Below are 15,636 nucleotides of genomic sequence, written 5' to 3' on the forward strand. Positions count from 1 at the left end.
GTCAGAATATTTATAATATTTTATATAAATGCAATTTATTAGGGGGAATAACTTTGCTCACATTTGTATCTGCTATCGTTTTGTTATTCGCAGGATATTTCACGTATTCGAAAGTAGTTGAAAAGGTGTTTGTTGTCGATGATGCCCGTAAAACGCCAGCTTATACGAAGACGGATGGGATGGACTATGTGCCAATGAGTTGGTGGAGGGGTTGGCTTATTCAACTCTTAAATATTGCAGGTCTCGGCCCGATTTTTGGTGCGATTGCAGGTGCGCTTTACGGTCCTGTAGCTTTCATATGGATTGTCTTAGGAAGTATCTTTGCTGGTGGTGTGCACGATTATTTTTCAGGAATGCTGTCACTAAAGCATGGAGGGGCACAATTCCCTAAACTAGTTGGCGAATATTTAGGTAGCGCGGTTCGAAAAGTGACAAGTGTAGTTTCAATTGTATTAATGGTTCTAGTTGCAGCGGCATTTACAGCAGGGCCCGCGCAACTTATTTCTTCCATAACTCCAATCACGTTTACAATGGCATTAGTACTCGTATTTGGTTACTTTACATTAGCTGCAATTCTTCCTATTAATAAAATCATTGGACGTATTTATCCGGTTTTTGGAGCAATTTTAATCGTCATGGCAGTAGCAATCGCAGGGGCACTCCTATTTGGAACTGCTAAAATCCCTAATCTGACTCTTACAAATATGCATCCGGGCGACCTTCCAATTTGGCCGCTTTTAATGGTGACAATTTCATGTGGAGCGATTTCAGGTTTCCATTCAACGCAAAGTCCGATTGTTTCCAGAACCATGAAGAAAGAAACGGAGGGCCGTAAAGTTTTTTATGGGGCAATGATCGGAGAAGGTGTCATCGCTTTGATATGGGCAGCTGCGGGAATGACGTTTTTCGGTGGTACAGGAGGTCTACAAGCTGCACTAGCTACTGGAGGACCTGCTGGAGCTGTAAATGAAATATCGGGCACTCTCTTAGGAACTTTTGGTGGGGTTCTAGCAATACTAGGTGTCATTATCTTACCGATTACAACAGGTGATACTGCATTACGTTCTGCACGTATGATGCTGACGGAAGCTACTTCACGTTGGATTAATCCAGAAAAACGGTGGGTAGTACTCCTAGCAACTGTAGTTCTTGGAGCCCCCATGTTTTATTTATCAATGATTGACTACTCTTTCTTATGGCGTTACGTAGGGGGAACCAATCAGTTTGTTGCTGCAATCATGCTATGGACTGCAACATCCTATCTTCTACGTGAAGGACGTGCACATTATATTGCAGGAATACCCGCTTTGTTTATGAGTGGGGTCGTAGCAACTTATTGGTTATATGCTCCTGAAGGATTGCAGTTAGGCTATGGAATTTCCGTAACAATCGGTTTAGTCGTAGTTGGAGGGCTTGCTGTTTTTTATGGAATGAAAATTGTACAGTCCCGGAAAGAAAACGTAAAACAAGGTATCCCCAAAACAACCTATTAAGAAGGTGCGAATTACGCACCTTCTTTTTCTTTATATCGCATAATTCAGCTCGTATGGTATACTTCATGACAGATTAAACTACTAAATTTGTATGTGGGGTATCCTATGATCTTTAACTCGTTTGAATTTATCTTTCTATTTTTGCCCATCGTTTGGATTGTATTTTTCCTTGTAGGAAAAATCGCACCTCCATTCGCAAAAACCTGGTTATTACTTGCTTCCTTGTTTTTCTATGCGTATTGGAATCCTTCCTATTTACCGTTAATTATCGGTTCTATGATTGTGAACTATATCATTGGCGTGTTCTTAGGAAAAAACAAGTGGCTCCCAACACGTAAAGTAATTCTGACACTTGGTATTTTGTTCAATGTCAGCCTGTTAGGATATTTCAAATATCGAGATTTCTTTGCAGAAAATATAAACGCTGTCTTGGGAACAGACATTTCTTTGATTCAAGTTATTCTTCCGTTGGCGATCAGTTTCTATACGTTCCAACAAATTGCGTATCTCGTTGACTCCTATCGGCTTGAAACGAACGAATACAATTTCTTGAACTATGGTTTATTCGTTTCTTTTTTCCCGCAGTTAATTGCCGGACCCATCGTACATCATGGGGATATGATGCCACAGTTCAGTGATCGGAAAACCTATCGTATCAATTACGAAAATTTAGCGAAAGGACTCGTTATTTTTTCTGTCGGTTTATTTAAAAAGGTGGCCATTGCGGATACATTCGCAGGGTTTGCAAATAGCGGATATGGCTCTGTTGAATCACTGACGATGCTAAGTGGATGGTTTACGTCGCTTTCCTACACGCTACAGCTGTATTTCGATTTTAGTGGGTATTCGGATATGGCAATTGGTCTTGCGCTATTTTTCAACATTCGATTACCAATCAATTTTAACTCGCCTTACAAAGCGCTCGATATCCAAGACTTCTGGCGTCGTTGGCACATGACATTATCTGGGTTTTTGACAAAATACATATACATTCCGCTTGGTGGAAGTCGTAAAGGTATTCCGCAGACCTACATCAATATATTTATTATTTTCTTAATCAGTGGATTTTGGCATGGTGCGGGATGGACGTTCGTCATTTGGGGGATTCTCCATGGACTAGCGAGTGTCATTGCGCGTATGTGGAAGCGATCAGGAGGAAAATTACCGAAGATATGGGCATGGGTGATCACATTCCTTTTCGTACACTTGGCATTTGTCATCTTCCGCGCTCCGGATATGTCCGTTGCATTGAGCATCTACAAAGCTATGTTTGGCCTCAACGGATTCCAGTTGACAGGAATCGTTTCGATATTCAATGAAAATATTATGTATTTAGCTATTTATTTACTTATCGGACTAGCAATCGCACTATTTGCTAAGAATTCGGTTCAAATTATGGAAACACAAAAGCGGACACCGCTCATGATGCTATTTGTCGTCATGTTACTGTATTACAGTTCTATGCAACTTCAGCGCGTCAGCGAATTCCTATACTTTAACTTCTAAGGCGGTGAGTCAATTGACAGATAAAAAATTTGCACGAACAGCACTACTATTATTTCTGATGTTGGCCGCCGCAACGGCTGGCGTTAATTACTGGATAGACCCACTTTGGCATTATGGACATGCCAACGCCTTCAACACTGTTCAGAAGGTGACCAATGAGCGGGAACAGAAAATTGCTATGCTGCATTATGGGCGTCATGATTATGATACGTTACTGATTGGAAGCAGTCGTTCCACATACATTCATCCATCCGCATTTGAAGGATGGGACGTATTTAACTTTTCTGTTGCGAATATGTCTGTACGGGAAGTGCATAGTTTCATGCTTTATAGCCAATCCCAATTGCCTGGGTTAAAGCGCTATCTAATCGGAGTGGATTTCTTTAAGTCGAGTGAGAAAGAAGCGGGAGCTCCGCGTGCTTTAACAAATTATGAGAAGAAGATTACACAACCTTTCTATCGGACGAAGAATTTATTGTCACTCGATACTTTGGAGATCTCCATCGAGAACTTCAAGAAATCAGTGACTGACACAGTGGATGAAGATCGTCTCTACAACCGAAAAGGAGAAGCGTTCGCTAATCGACTGTCGAAAGAGGAAGTGGAAAAAAGCACAAGTTTAAAAATTGCACGATTTGAAAAAGAATTCTACGGAAGTAACTACACGTACTATAGGGATTATCCAATGATCCTTCAAAAAATTAAGGATGCAGCAGGAAACGATGAGCTTTCTGTCTATACCACGCCTATTTCAACGGGATTGTTTGTGTCCCTAGTTGAATCTGGTCTTTTGGACGAGTACGAACATTGGATACGAGATTTAGTTAAAGTGAACGGTGGCGTTTGGAATTTCATGTATCCGAATTCAATTACGAATGACAACATGAACTATATTGATGGACACCATTTCTATCCTGAAATCGGGACGCTTATTGCTAAACGAATACAGAATACAGATACGGCAGAAGTTCCTGAAGATTTTGGTGTATACGTAACAGCCGATAATCTAGAAACACATCTTCAAAATGTACGTGACCTCGCTAAACAAGCAGTACAAGAAAGTACAAAACAGTAAATAGAGTGGTTCCAATAGTCTCTCATGACAAATCGAAGATTGCCTGATATCGGACAAAAGATAGGGATTCGAGTAACTATCTATTTGAAGTAGGGAATAGTAAAGACTTCTGTACTAAGGTCAAACTAAGTGTTCAGCGCAGTTCGATAAAAAATCTGTACGCAAATGTGAACAAAATAGCACATGAAAACTTCTTGATTTGGTTGGGAAATAGACACAGAAAAATGATAACGATGAAACTATTTTCATGTTAAAATATACAACGTTGTTTATCAATCAAAGGGGGTGCAGTTACTCAGGACTGCATCCACATAGAAGGAGATTTTATAAATGGGTAGAGTCGAACAGAAAGTTGCATTGGTTACAGGTGGAGCGTCAGGAATCGGTCTTGCATCTGCACAGTTACTAGCTAAAGAGGGCGCTAAAGTTGTCATCGGTGATTTCAACATTGAAGGTGCAAAAGTGGCTGCTGAAGAAATCAAGGCTAACGGCGGAGAAGCATCTGCAATCTTCTTGGATGCTACAAAAGAAGAATCTATTAAAGAAGCGGTTGAGTTCACAGTGAACACATATGGTTCACTAACGGTTATGTTCAATAACGTTGGAGGAACGAATCTTAAAAAAGACTTGGACGTTGTTAACCTTGACTTGGATGAGTGGGATCGTTTGATGAACATGAATTTGAAGAGTGTATTGATTGGAGCGCGTTACGCAATTCCACACATGCAAAAAGCGGGTGGCGGTTCTATCATTAACACAGCTTCAACTGCTGCAGTGGCTGGAGACGCAATCCGTTCAGCATACGGCGCTTCTAAGACAGCTGTAACTGGTTTGACTCGTTACATTGCAACTCAATACGGAAAAGACAAGATCCGTTGTAACGCAATCGCACCAGGCCTTATCTTAACACCTGCTGCCAAAGATAACTTGCCTGCAGAAGTACGTGAAATCTTCATGAAGTATAATGCGCTTCCATACCACGGTGAGCCAGAAGATATCGGAAATACAGTTCTGTTCTTGGCTTCAGATGATTCTAAATTTATGACTGGCCAATTGCTTGTTGTTGACGGTGGTCACTACATGACAAGCCCTACAATTTCTGACGTTAATACGTATGCAGCTAGCTTGCAAAAATAAGTTTTAGTAAACGAACTCCTTCTTTGCCAATTCAGTTTGGTGAAGGGGGAGTTTTTTGCAATTATAAATAAGCGATGTAGTTTTTCATCTCATGCTGACGTTTCAATGAACTGTATAGAAATTAGATTTGATAGTTAAATAGAATTAGGTCTCTGAGTACAACTATGGATAACGCATGTTGGCATATTGTATAATCACGTGGCAGTTGAAGAAAACTATGTAACAACGATTCCAGGAGAAAACGGAATTTTAACGATTCACGGAAACGTTTCAAATTCAATGATGTCTTAACTGCCTAAGTAGGCGGGGGATGAATGGGCTAGCACGTAGAGAGTGGGCCTACTGGAGCTACTATTAGTAATCTAATAACACGAGTTGCCAGAATTAATGATTAGAATCTAGTAATCATAAAAACAAACTGATGCATAAACTGACAAGGCGCCATCCAATCCGGACGCGGAAAGGGTGGCGCTTTAGTATGTCGAAGGACATATAAAACTATTAATATAGTAGATAAATATTAACAATTCACTGAAAAATATAGAATGTTTGGGAAAAAACTGGTATACTGAATTTACCAAATAATATTATGAGGAGAGATTCTATGAAACGCTTTTTCACATTGATTACTATGCTAGCAATCACGCTAGTTCTTGCTGTTCAACCAGCAGCTGCAGCCGTAAAATTCCCGGATGTATCAACAGCAAACCGCTTCCACGATGAAATTCAATTTTTGGTGGATAAAAAGATTATTAGTGGCTACTCAAATGGTAGCTTCCAGCCGAAACGAAACGTTACACGCGGAGAGGCAGCAATTATGATTGGACGTTCGCTTGGATTAGATGGAACGAAGCGTAATACTAAGTTCAAAGATGTACCGAAAACCAACGGAGCCAGTGGATATATTGCTGCTGCAACTGAAAAAGGAATCATTGGTGGCTATCCAGATGGAACATTCCAGCCAAACAAATCGATTTCCCGTGGAGACATGGCAATCATCCTTTCCCGTGGGTTTGAGTTGCAACTGGGCAGTAAAAGAGAATTCAAAGATGTCGGACCTAACATGAAAGCTTCCGAAGCGATTAATCACATGGCGGGTAACTACATTACAACTGGTTATCCTGACGGTACATTCCAGCCACAAGGACTTGTGACTCGCGAACAATTCGCAGCTTTCGTTGCGCGCGGTCTTAGCTCTGAGTTCAAACAGCGAACACAAAAGAAAGATGGATACGCATACGACCTTACGAAAACATATGTATATGGCCAATCTGACGGAGACCTCCAAGTGACTTATAAAAAGGTGAGTACTAAGTTTGCCGAAGTACCATTCACAGGCTTTCTTTGGGAGTTTAAACATTCAGGGACAGGTAAAATAACTTATTTAGCACAGGATGAATCAGAAAGAGGACTCATGTTGGTCTATCCTATATCGAGTGGGGTATTGGAACTCGCTTATCCAATTAAGATAAATTCAACATGGCAGACTGGCTATGATATGGATGGCAGAAAGACCATTACAGGAGTCAACAAAACTGTTAAAACACCTTATAAAACATTTGCGAATGCAGTTGAAGTCACGGATGATGGTATGAAATATTACTTCGTCAAAGGAATCGGATTAGTGAAAGTTATCACGAAATCAGGTGAAACGATCTCTGAATTGAAATCAATTCAATAAGCGATTCAAAACATCAGTTCAAAATAGGAGGGAATAGGGATGAAGAAATTTATAACTATTGTAGCAGCAGGAGCGCTCTCACTTGTGGTAGCAGTGCAACCGGCTGCAGCGGCAGCGAGTTTTCCGGACGTACCAAAATCCAACAGATTTCATGATGAGGTTAACTATTTAGTAGGTAAAGAGATCATTAGTGGCTACTCAAATGGAAATTTCCTGCCGAAAAAGAATGTAACACGTGGAGAAGCGGCTATCATGATCGGACGAATGCTTGGAGTGGATGGAGCTAAACGTGATACGAAGTTCAAAGATGTATTGAAGAATTATGGTGCTAGTGGCTATATTGCTGCCGCAACTGACAAGGGAATCATCGGTGGTTATCCAGATGGAACATTCCGTCCAAACGAGCACATATCGCGTGGGGATATGGCGATTATTCTAGACCGCACATGGAGTTTGGAATTTGGAAGTGTACGAGATTTTAAAGATGTAGGAGAAAATATGAAGGCTAGCGATGCCATCTATAATATTGCACGTGAATACATTACAACTGGATATAACGATGGTACGTTCCGTCCAAAGGGCACGATAACTCGTGAACAGTTTTCAGCTTTCTTAGCGAGAGGTATGAGCCCCGTCTATAAACAGCGTGTAATAGGAAATAACGGATATTCCCTAAATATGACAAAGCAATATACATTTGGCACGTCTGATGGGGATCGCCAGTTGGTTTTCCAGCAAGGGATTCAAAGTGATCAAGCTCCAGATTACAAAGGATTCGCTTGGAAAGAAACCAATCTGAAAACAGGCCAAGTGGATTATTCATTGCAGGAAGAAACATCGGATGAAATGATAACGGGATATCCGTTCTCAGAATACTATACTGACTTGAAGTTTCCACTTAAAGTAGGAGTTCCTTGGCTAAACGGCGAGGGTGAAGGGACAGCTAAGATTACAAACATGTCTAAAACTGTGAAAACGCCATATAAGACATTCACGAATGCGGTGGAAACGACTTCTGATATGGGGTACAAGGTCTATTATGTAAAAGGTGTGGGTCATGTTAAGACAATCAATCCTGCAGGAAAAGTAGTACGAGAATTGAAGTCTATAAAGTGATGAAAAGCGTCAGCCATGAGCTGACGCTTTTTTTCTTGGTGTCACGATGAAAACGCTTGACGGGATTTGCTTGTATGAAATAGAAGAGGGGGGAATCATTCACTCAACCTCGTACATCCAGTTTCATTCAACGGAGGAATTTATCGTATAGTCATCATATAATATGGGAAAAATTTCTTGATTTTTTCTTGTAGTAGTTTGCTATAATAAAGTTACTTAAAAAGAGGAGAGTGTGTATGAAAAAGTTATTAATGACAGTTGCAATTTTAGTAGGTTCTCTTGTAGTATCCTTACAGCCTGCCGCGGCGGCAGTAAGTTTTCCAGATGTGCCGGCTTCAAACCGGTTTCATGAGGAAATTCAATTTTTAGTGAATCAAGAAATAATCAGTGGTTACCAGGATGGTAGTTTTCAGCCGAAACGCAATGTCACTCGTGGTGAGGCAGCAATTATGATTGGACGTGCACTAGACTTAGATGGTACGATGCGCGATACGAAGTTCAAAGATGTTACTAAAAAAAATAGAGCTAGTGGCTATATCGCATCTGCAGCGGCGAAAGGAATTATTGGTGGTTACCCTGACGGTACATTCCGTCCTGACCAACAGATTATCCGCGGAGATATGGCTATCATTTTAAGTCGTGTATTTGGATTGGAGTTTGGCAGCATTCGTGAGTTCAATGATGTTGGGATGAACATGAAGGCAAGTGAAGCAATTTATAATATTGCGGGTGAATACATAACGACAGGATATGAAGACAATTCATTCCGTCCTAATGGGAAAGTCACTCGAGAACAATTCTCTGCATTTCTTTCAAGAGGGATGAGTCCTGAATTCAAACAACGTGCAGTCGGAAACAATGGGTATGCACTGAATATGACGAAACGCTATGTATACGCAACTCCTAATGGGGATGTTGAGGAAGTATTCCAACAAGGTCTTGAAGGTTTTGATGTCCCAGATTATGCTGGATTCTCATGGAAAAGTACAGACTTGACGACTAAGGAAGTTGCTTACTTCTTCCAGGAAGAAACAGCAAATGAACTTGTTACATTATTTCCATTCTCAGACGGTTTCGTAGACTTGCTATATCCGATCGAAGTCGGTACAGGTTGGTATATCGATGAGGAAGAAACGCTTGTAGATGAGATTACGAGTGTTACGGAAACTGTGGAAACTCCATTTAAAACATTTACCAATGCTGTTGAAGTAACCTCTGATCTTGGATATACATCGTATTACGTCAAAGGTGTAGGACATGTAAAGACGCTTGACGAGAATGGTGGTGTAGTAAGCGAATTGAAATCGATGGAATAACAGGAAGGCGCTAGCATTGAGCTAGCGTTTTTTTCATTCCTACGTCTTTTTTGTTTGATATACTAGACGTATCTATTAAATGAAGGAGTGAGTACATGAAACGAATAATAACGATGCTAGCTGTTCTAGTGTGTTCTCTGGGGATAACTGCACAGTCTGCTGCTGCGGCTGCGAGCTTTCCGGATGTTCCAAAATCGAATCGATTTCATGATGAAATTCAATACTTAGTTTCTAAAAATATCATCTCGGGATATCCCGACAAAACGTTTGCACCTAAAAAAGATGTCACACGTGGAGAAGCTGCGATTTTCATTGGACGTTTACTAAAGTTGGATGGAACAAAGCGTGCGACTCAGTTCAATGATGTCGGTAAGAATTTATCCGCAAGCGGCTACATTGCCTCCGCTGCGAAAGAAGGCATCATCAATGGATATCCGGATGGTACGTTTCGTCCGGATGCGTTAATATCTCGTGGGGATATGGCGGCAATCGTGGACCGTACGTTTGACTTGCAGTTTACCTCTCAATTTCTATTCAGCGATGTCGGTCCCAACATGAGAGCAGCGGTGTCCATCCGTAAAATTTCCGCAGCATCGATCACTGCAGGATATCCAGATGGCACATTTAAGCCAACGGGTAACGTATCACGCGAGCAATTTACTGCGTTCCTAGCGCGAGGACTGTCTGCCGAGTTTAAACAACGTTCAGCAATTGCAGACACTTTTGCCCATGACAAAACTAAGCAATACACATATGGAGGATCTGCAGGAGATCGTCTCCTCACTTATGTGAACAGTACAATTGAAAGATCTGGTAGTAAACTTGGATTCGTATGGCAAGAGAAGGACTTGAAGACAGGAGAGAGCCAGTACTTCATAGAGGATGAGACCTATCAAGGGTTTGCGACGGGCCTCCTACAATCCAATTACTATACGGAGTTATTATATCCAATCGAAACCGGCAAATCATGGAACTACTATCAGGAGAAGAGTACCTACACGGCTGTGCATAAAACGGTTGTAACACCCTACAAAACATTTGCCAACGCTGTAGAAGTGACGACTTCGACAGGATACAAAAACTATTATGTCAAAGGCGTTGGAATTGTTAAAGTTTTGGATAAAAACGGAGATACCGTGTCCGTATTGAAGGGGATTAAGTGAGTTTGAGAAATGAGTACTTAAAATCGAGGAGAAGTGCTCATAAAAGTAGAAAAGTGATCATAATTCAGGGAAAGTGCTCATAAAAGTAGAAAAGTGATCATAATTCAGGGAAAGTGCTCATAAAAGTAGAAAAGTGATCATAATTCAGGGAAAGTGCTCATAAAAGTTGAAAAGTGATCATAAACTCAAAAGAATAATCAAACTTCTCCACAAATAATTACAAACACTAACCCATGCAGCCCTCAAAAAGCGAAGCGCTACCAATTAATCCCTTATCCATGCTGAACCTTATCACGATATTAACTCATGTGTCAAAGCATCACAGTGTCAAACAAATCACAAAAAAGCCGCCCTCCCTTCAAACCAAGGAGTGGCGGCTTCACTATACCATCAAATAAATCACTTCACAGCATCTTTTCCATACTGTTTTCCAAATAGCAAATCATACTGCAGTAGCTGATACTCTTTACTCAACTTCTTCGCATCAGCAGGTATCTCACGGGATAGTTTTCCATCACCATCGATCTTCACATCGCGTGTAAATCCAGGAACTTTCGCCCCGAACTGCTCGAGCAGTCCGTAATACGCGGGTTTCCGGACCCCCGCTATACTCAACACCGCAGGGCCAAGCTGATTGGGACTTAAGTGATCAAGGTCAGGAACTGGTGCCTCAAAGTTATTCCACAACATTAAAGGCGTGGAACGCGTCTTCTCGAAATCATCCAAATCCCACTGACTTTCACCTAAGCCTCGAGGAACAAAGTCAGCTATTTTGTACAATCGGTAGTCTTTTCCAATTGCGGGTAAGTGATCCCCGAAAAAGGCAATCACAGTCGGCTCCTCTGAATCTTTAAAGTGGTCAATTAACTGTTCTAATGCTTTATCCGCATCGTAAACGCCTTGTGTGTATGAGCGTAGCAATACGTTAAACACGTCATCGATATCTTCAGGAACTGTTGTCTTGACGTCAAAGTTCTCGTATTTGTCTTCTGCATACCCAGTATGATTTTGCATCGTGACCGCGTAGATGAACATTGGATCGGCAGATGCCTCTGTCCGTTCGATAATCGTCTTTGTCACTTGTTCATCGGAGATGAATGGACCTTTATAAATGGGGTCCTTAAACGATTTATCGTCAAGGAACTCATTGAATCCAAAATGCTTGTACACATTCTCACGATTCCAGAACCACTTTGCATATGGGTGGATTGCAAGCGTGTCATACCCGAGACCTTTCAAATAATTCGGCATTGCAGCTGGTTGTGTGTCTCGCACGTATTGCTGGTACGGCACGGATCCGACAGGCAAGAAATTGTTTGAAAAACCGGTCAGTACTTCGAACTCGACATTACTCGTTCCGCCGCCAAACGTAGGCGACAGCAACCAACCTGTCTGGTTTTCACGAATGAATGGCATCGGATCAGGATCAAACTGAATCTTCTCGAGCAACGTTGGATCCCAGAACGATTCATTCATCACAAAAATAATATTGGGCTTTTCGCCGGTAGGAGTCTTTTGCGAATCCGCTTCTTTCTCAAGCTTCTTCACGATGTCCTCAATGGCCGACTTGCTGTAGCCATTCGGAGCCAGCACAATCGCACTTTGCATATTGAGCATAAATGCACCATAAAAACCGTTTTGTTCATAATTACGCTCTTGGTTGAACGTGATATTTGTAATTTCTGCTTTCTTGAGCGCTTGCTCCATATTCGGAAACGTTCGGTAGAAGATGAAAGCACTCAAATAAGTAGCTCCGAGCACAATGAAAAGAATTCGCACCCACCAAGGTAGACGCATAACAGGCTTCGGGCGTTTTTTCAGCATGTAGATGAACAACCCAATGAGAATCAGAAGGACTGCGACAATTCCAACAAGTGCGGCACCGACATTCGCCTCTTTATATAGATTAGGCAATAAGTTAAAGACATTGTTGTATAGCAATAAATCCCATGGATACAAATTCTCACCGAGAAAGCTGAATTTGAAATAGCTAAAAACGGGGAGCAGAATAGCAATAACGTTCGTCAAAAGGAAACTGATGACGAACCGATTGATGATTCCCATCATGACTAGGAATAGAGCAAATACAATAAGGACATTCAACAAATAAGTAGTCGTTCGCTCCTGACTCCATGTAATTGCTTGTTCAAATGAGCCAAGTAAGAAGGATTCTACACCTATGATCAGGAGGAGAAACCAAATCATCGCGAACAACATAGCGATAAAAGACTTTACATCAAATTTAAATTTCACAACGGGCACCTCTTCTCTGATAGGAGATTTTCATTTACCTATTGTAACATATTGGATTCGAACACAGTTTTAGGACAATGAAAAACCCTGCAGAATTTGCCTGCAGGGAAATTATTTACCGAACCTTAAATTCAGTCACACTGTCTTTCACCATCGATACTCCTTGTGCATTTTTCGCAAAATGCGTGACGACTAGACGATAGTTTTTGCCAGTCGCATATCCGGAAGCAGGGGCTTTCACGCTGACTTTCCGAGCATCCGCAGTTTTTGAAACTGTGACAGCTTGGCGTTCTCCGAATTCATCTTCAACATATACATAGCCATTCGTAAAGTAACGCTCATTCATCTCTTGAGTAAATTTCACCGTGAATGCTTTATTTGCATTTTCAGTACGTGCGGATGAAGAAGGCTGGAATGCGCGCTCCTGAAACGTTTTATCAGAATATCTGACTTGAAGTTGGTCAAAGAGTAAGAACCCTTTGTCCTTCTTAGCAGAAGAACGTTCTGCAACGTAGATTTTATCAAGTTTTAATGGAGCTGGAGCGGAAGAAGGGATGCTTGCTGTGACGTACTTCCAGCCTCTCCAGTCTTGTCCGTTTTCCTTTGTGAAATCTACGACAACTTCCTTACCATTTGCATCACGCAGAGATCCGCGTAGCCAATGTGCGTTTCCGTCACCATACACCCAAACACCAAGTTCTTTTGGACTGGATGCTATTGGAAGACCGCCTCCGAAGTTTAGGTAAGCTGCAGATACACCGTCCTTGTTTGCTGTGTAATCATAGTTTAAACGGGCAGAGGCCTTGCCTTCATGTGCTTGAATTCTCTTTTCCGAAGAGAGGGAAGCGGAGGCACGAATACCAGTTGCGCTCATTCCAGCAGTTGACTCGAATGATTCAAGACGTATAGGTTTGTCGGTAACCGTAACGGGCACTTTTTTTGATGTCCGACCATAGGTTGCTGTGAGTGTTCCAGTACCTTCTTTTGCTGCAGCAGTAAACGTCTTGTTACTTACAGTTCCGATACCAGTAGATGCAGTAACATCAATGGCATCCGGATTGAAGATGACTTTATTGTTTTTAGATGTACCGGAAACGTTCAATTTAATGGATTCACCTGTACCTAGTGTAATGGCAGAAGGTGTAAAGACGATGTCATCAATGGAGTCTGTAACAGTAACAGGAACGTTCACTTTTGCGTTTTCATAACCGACTGTCACTGTACCGGATCCAGCTTTAACTCCAACGAATTTGTTGTTTTCAATCTTTCCGATGCTACTAGAAACACCAAGTAAATTCACATTTGCTTGGTTCACGGTACGCACGTTCAAGTATTGGTCGAGTGCAGAGTTGACTTTGAAACCGACAGAAGCGCCAATTCCCACTTGTCCTTCTTGAGCTTGGCTTGCCGAAATTGTAGCTGCCTTATCGTACGGTGCGGTGCTGACCGCTTCAAGGATTGCGCTTACCGATCTGTCAATTGCACCTGAAGGGCGGTTCGCAAGTGTTGGATAGATGTTTCCAGGTTTGCGGGTCACCATAGTCGTTGAACCGCCACCATCCAAGTTCAACGCGTTGTACGCACCGATCGAAACTAGGTATTGAGCGAATTCCTTCATGGTCATTCCTGCACTTTTCCCTTTTAAACCAGAATCTGCAGTTACAAGATACACCTGCTGACCGGTTTTATCCGTCGCAACTGCTGTCCGTGCAGTGCGTTGTGTTGCCTTCCCGCTGTTCGGATCAATCGTCATATCGACTTTACCGTTTTGGACGAGCAATGGACCTGATGCAAGCATGAATTTCGAGTCGCGCCATGCCGGATCCACGTTATACGAGATGGAAACTGTATCTCCTTTTTTCATGTCCCGGATTTTGTCGACTTCCTTGCCATGTGCAGAAAGGACGAAACCTTTACTGTTTTTGGGGACCGTCGCAGGTTGCTGCTGGCCGAATGGTCGAACGGCTGTTACGGTTCCAGTCACTTTTTCACCGAGAGCGAAACCACCTTCCGCAGATTTGGAAGTCTCAACGACCACTTCAAGTCCTGTCGCATTTGTACGAGTGGTTTCGTACGGCCAGCTGGAAGTGTAGAGGATGCTTTCATTATTTTCACGCTCCCGATTCAACGAATTCATCGTGACAGACTTTCCATTATGTTCAACCGTTGGGGAGAGTGTATATGTACCAATCTTACCTCGATTGTCTGCGGTCATCCCGAATGCTGCAGGGGTGTGCATGAAATCGTTAAAGTTCGTAGAAACCGCACCAATATGTTGGATTTGACCGTCTTTTGTCAATAAATAACTAGGATATCCATTTTTGAAATGGAAGAGGGACGCATTAATGGCACCGACTACGTGGTGGTTAACTTGTGTATGCGCAGTAGCCAGTGAATTGACAGTAGCCAGTTTGTTAAATGGTGTGTTAATGCCGACATCTACTGTTGTGTAAGGCTTCGTCAGATTAATGTTCAACTGATTAAGCGTTTGAGCATTGCCATTGACCGTAATCGATTGCTTTGTATGATAGACCCCTTGTGAAACAGAAGCAGCTTCTGCTTGTAGCAATACCGTGCCGAATAGGGCGACAGCTGCAACGCTAGAAAGCAGTGTGCGTTTCAATAACATGAAAAAACTCCCTTAACTCTTATGATAAGACCAGTATAAGGAAAAATTTAGATGAAGGATATAGGACTAACAATCTAATAATTACAAGAATGGAGAAAAATAGGCAAAAAGAAGCCTGGAGACACAGGGGGTCTCCAGGCTTCTTTTTCGGCCTCAACAATTCTTGCTATATTCAATAAAACAGGGTTTACCTACACATATTATCTTACCACACTTTCACGATAACACAAACACATTCGTTCACTTTTTTTAGAACCTTTGCAAGGG

Annotated in this window: 10 protein-coding genes; 8 read left to right on the plus strand and 2 right to left on the minus strand. The window is 41.9% G+C overall.

The annotated features are described in order from the left end of the window. Nucleotides 1-53 precede the first annotated feature (53 nt). From M3197_RS02200 to M3197_RS02235, 8 genes are all read left to right on the plus strand, one after another. Nucleotides 54-1,493 carry a carbon starvation CstA family protein gene (locus tag M3197_RS02200; RefSeq protein WP_251658372.1) on the plus strand — a complete coding sequence of 480 codons (1,440 nt, stop codon included), beginning with the start codon at nt 54-56 and terminating at the stop codon, nt 1,491-1,493. A gap of 105 nt (nt 1,494-1,598) precedes the next feature. Beyond that, complete coding sequence (locus M3197_RS02205) at nt 1,599-2,999, plus strand: MBOAT family O-acyltransferase (protein ID WP_251658373.1); 1,401 nt, start codon at nt 1,599-1,601, stop codon at nt 2,997-2,999. Between the two features lie 13 nt (nt 3,000-3,012). Beyond that, nucleotides 3,013-4,074 carry a hypothetical protein gene (locus tag M3197_RS02210; RefSeq protein WP_251658374.1) on the plus strand — a complete coding sequence of 354 codons (1,062 nt, stop codon included), beginning with the start codon at nt 3,013-3,015 and terminating at the stop codon, nt 4,072-4,074. A gap of 330 nt (nt 4,075-4,404) precedes the next feature. Beyond that, entirely contained in the window at nt 4,405-5,211 is an 807-nt protein-coding gene (locus tag M3197_RS02215; protein WP_251658375.1) for an SDR family NAD(P)-dependent oxidoreductase, read from the plus strand. Nucleotides 5,212-5,815: 604 nt separating this feature from the next. Beyond that, nucleotides 5,816-6,892 carry an S-layer homology domain-containing protein gene (locus M3197_RS02220; RefSeq protein WP_251658376.1) on the plus strand — a complete coding sequence of 359 codons (1,077 nt, stop codon included), beginning with the start codon at nt 5,816-5,818 and terminating at the stop codon, nt 6,890-6,892. Between the two features lie 39 nt (nt 6,893-6,931). Further along, nucleotides 6,932-8,008, plus strand: coding sequence for an S-layer homology domain-containing protein (locus tag M3197_RS02225; RefSeq protein ID WP_251658377.1), 1,077 nt, complete (start codon nt 6,932-6,934; stop codon nt 8,006-8,008). Nucleotides 8,009-8,244: 236 nt separating this feature from the next. Next, nucleotides 8,245-9,324, plus strand: coding sequence for an S-layer homology domain-containing protein (locus tag M3197_RS02230; RefSeq protein WP_251658378.1), 1,080 nt, complete (start codon nt 8,245-8,247; stop codon nt 9,322-9,324). A 95-nt stretch (nt 9,325-9,419) separates the two neighbouring features. Further along, complete coding sequence (locus M3197_RS02235; RefSeq protein ID WP_251658379.1) at nt 9,420-10,487, plus strand: S-layer homology domain-containing protein; 1,068 nt, start codon at nt 9,420-9,422, stop codon at nt 10,485-10,487. A 399-nt stretch (nt 10,488-10,886) separates the two neighbouring features. Here M3197_RS02235 and M3197_RS02240 read toward each other — a convergent pair whose 3' ends face one another. Beyond that, nucleotides 10,887-12,740: an LTA synthase family protein gene (locus M3197_RS02240; protein ID WP_251658380.1), complete on the minus strand. Its 1,854-nt coding sequence runs from the start codon at nt 12,738-12,740 to the stop codon at nt 10,887-10,889. Nucleotides 12,741-12,855: 115 nt separating this feature from the next. Continuing rightward, nucleotides 12,856-15,369 (minus strand): phosphodiester glycosidase family protein, encoded by a 2,514-nt coding sequence (locus M3197_RS02245; RefSeq protein WP_251658381.1) that lies wholly within the window; start codon nt 15,367-15,369, stop codon nt 12,856-12,858. Nucleotides 15,370-15,636: the final 267 nt, after the last annotated feature.

This window comes from Sporosarcina aquimarina (genome assembly GCF_023715615.1).
GTDB lineage: Bacteria > Bacillota > Bacilli > Bacillales_A > Planococcaceae > Sporosarcina > Sporosarcina aquimarina_A.

Excerpts from the sequence above, each read along its gene's own strand:
- M3197_RS02205 (WP_251658373.1), top strand. The coding sequence starts at position 1,599 with ATGATCTTTAACTCGTTTGAATTTATCTTTCTATTTTTGCCCATCGTT.
- M3197_RS02215 (WP_251658375.1), top strand. The coding sequence starts at position 4,405 with ATGGGTAGAGTCGAACAGAAAGTTGCATTGGTTACAGGTGGAGCGTCA.
- M3197_RS02220 (WP_251658376.1), top strand. The coding sequence starts at position 5,816 with ATGAAACGCTTTTTCACATTGATTACTATGCTAGCAATCACGCTAGTT.
- M3197_RS02225 (WP_251658377.1), top strand. The coding sequence starts at position 6,932 with ATGAAGAAATTTATAACTATTGTAGCAGCAGGAGCGCTCTCACTTGTG.
- M3197_RS02230 (WP_251658378.1), top strand. The coding sequence starts at position 8,245 with ATGAAAAAGTTATTAATGACAGTTGCAATTTTAGTAGGTTCTCTTGTA.
- M3197_RS02235 (WP_251658379.1), top strand. The coding sequence starts at position 9,420 with ATGAAACGAATAATAACGATGCTAGCTGTTCTAGTGTGTTCTCTGGGG.
- M3197_RS02245 (WP_251658381.1), bottom strand. The coding sequence starts at position 15,369 with ATGTTATTGAAACGCACACTGCTTTCTAGCGTTGCAGCTGTCGCCCTA.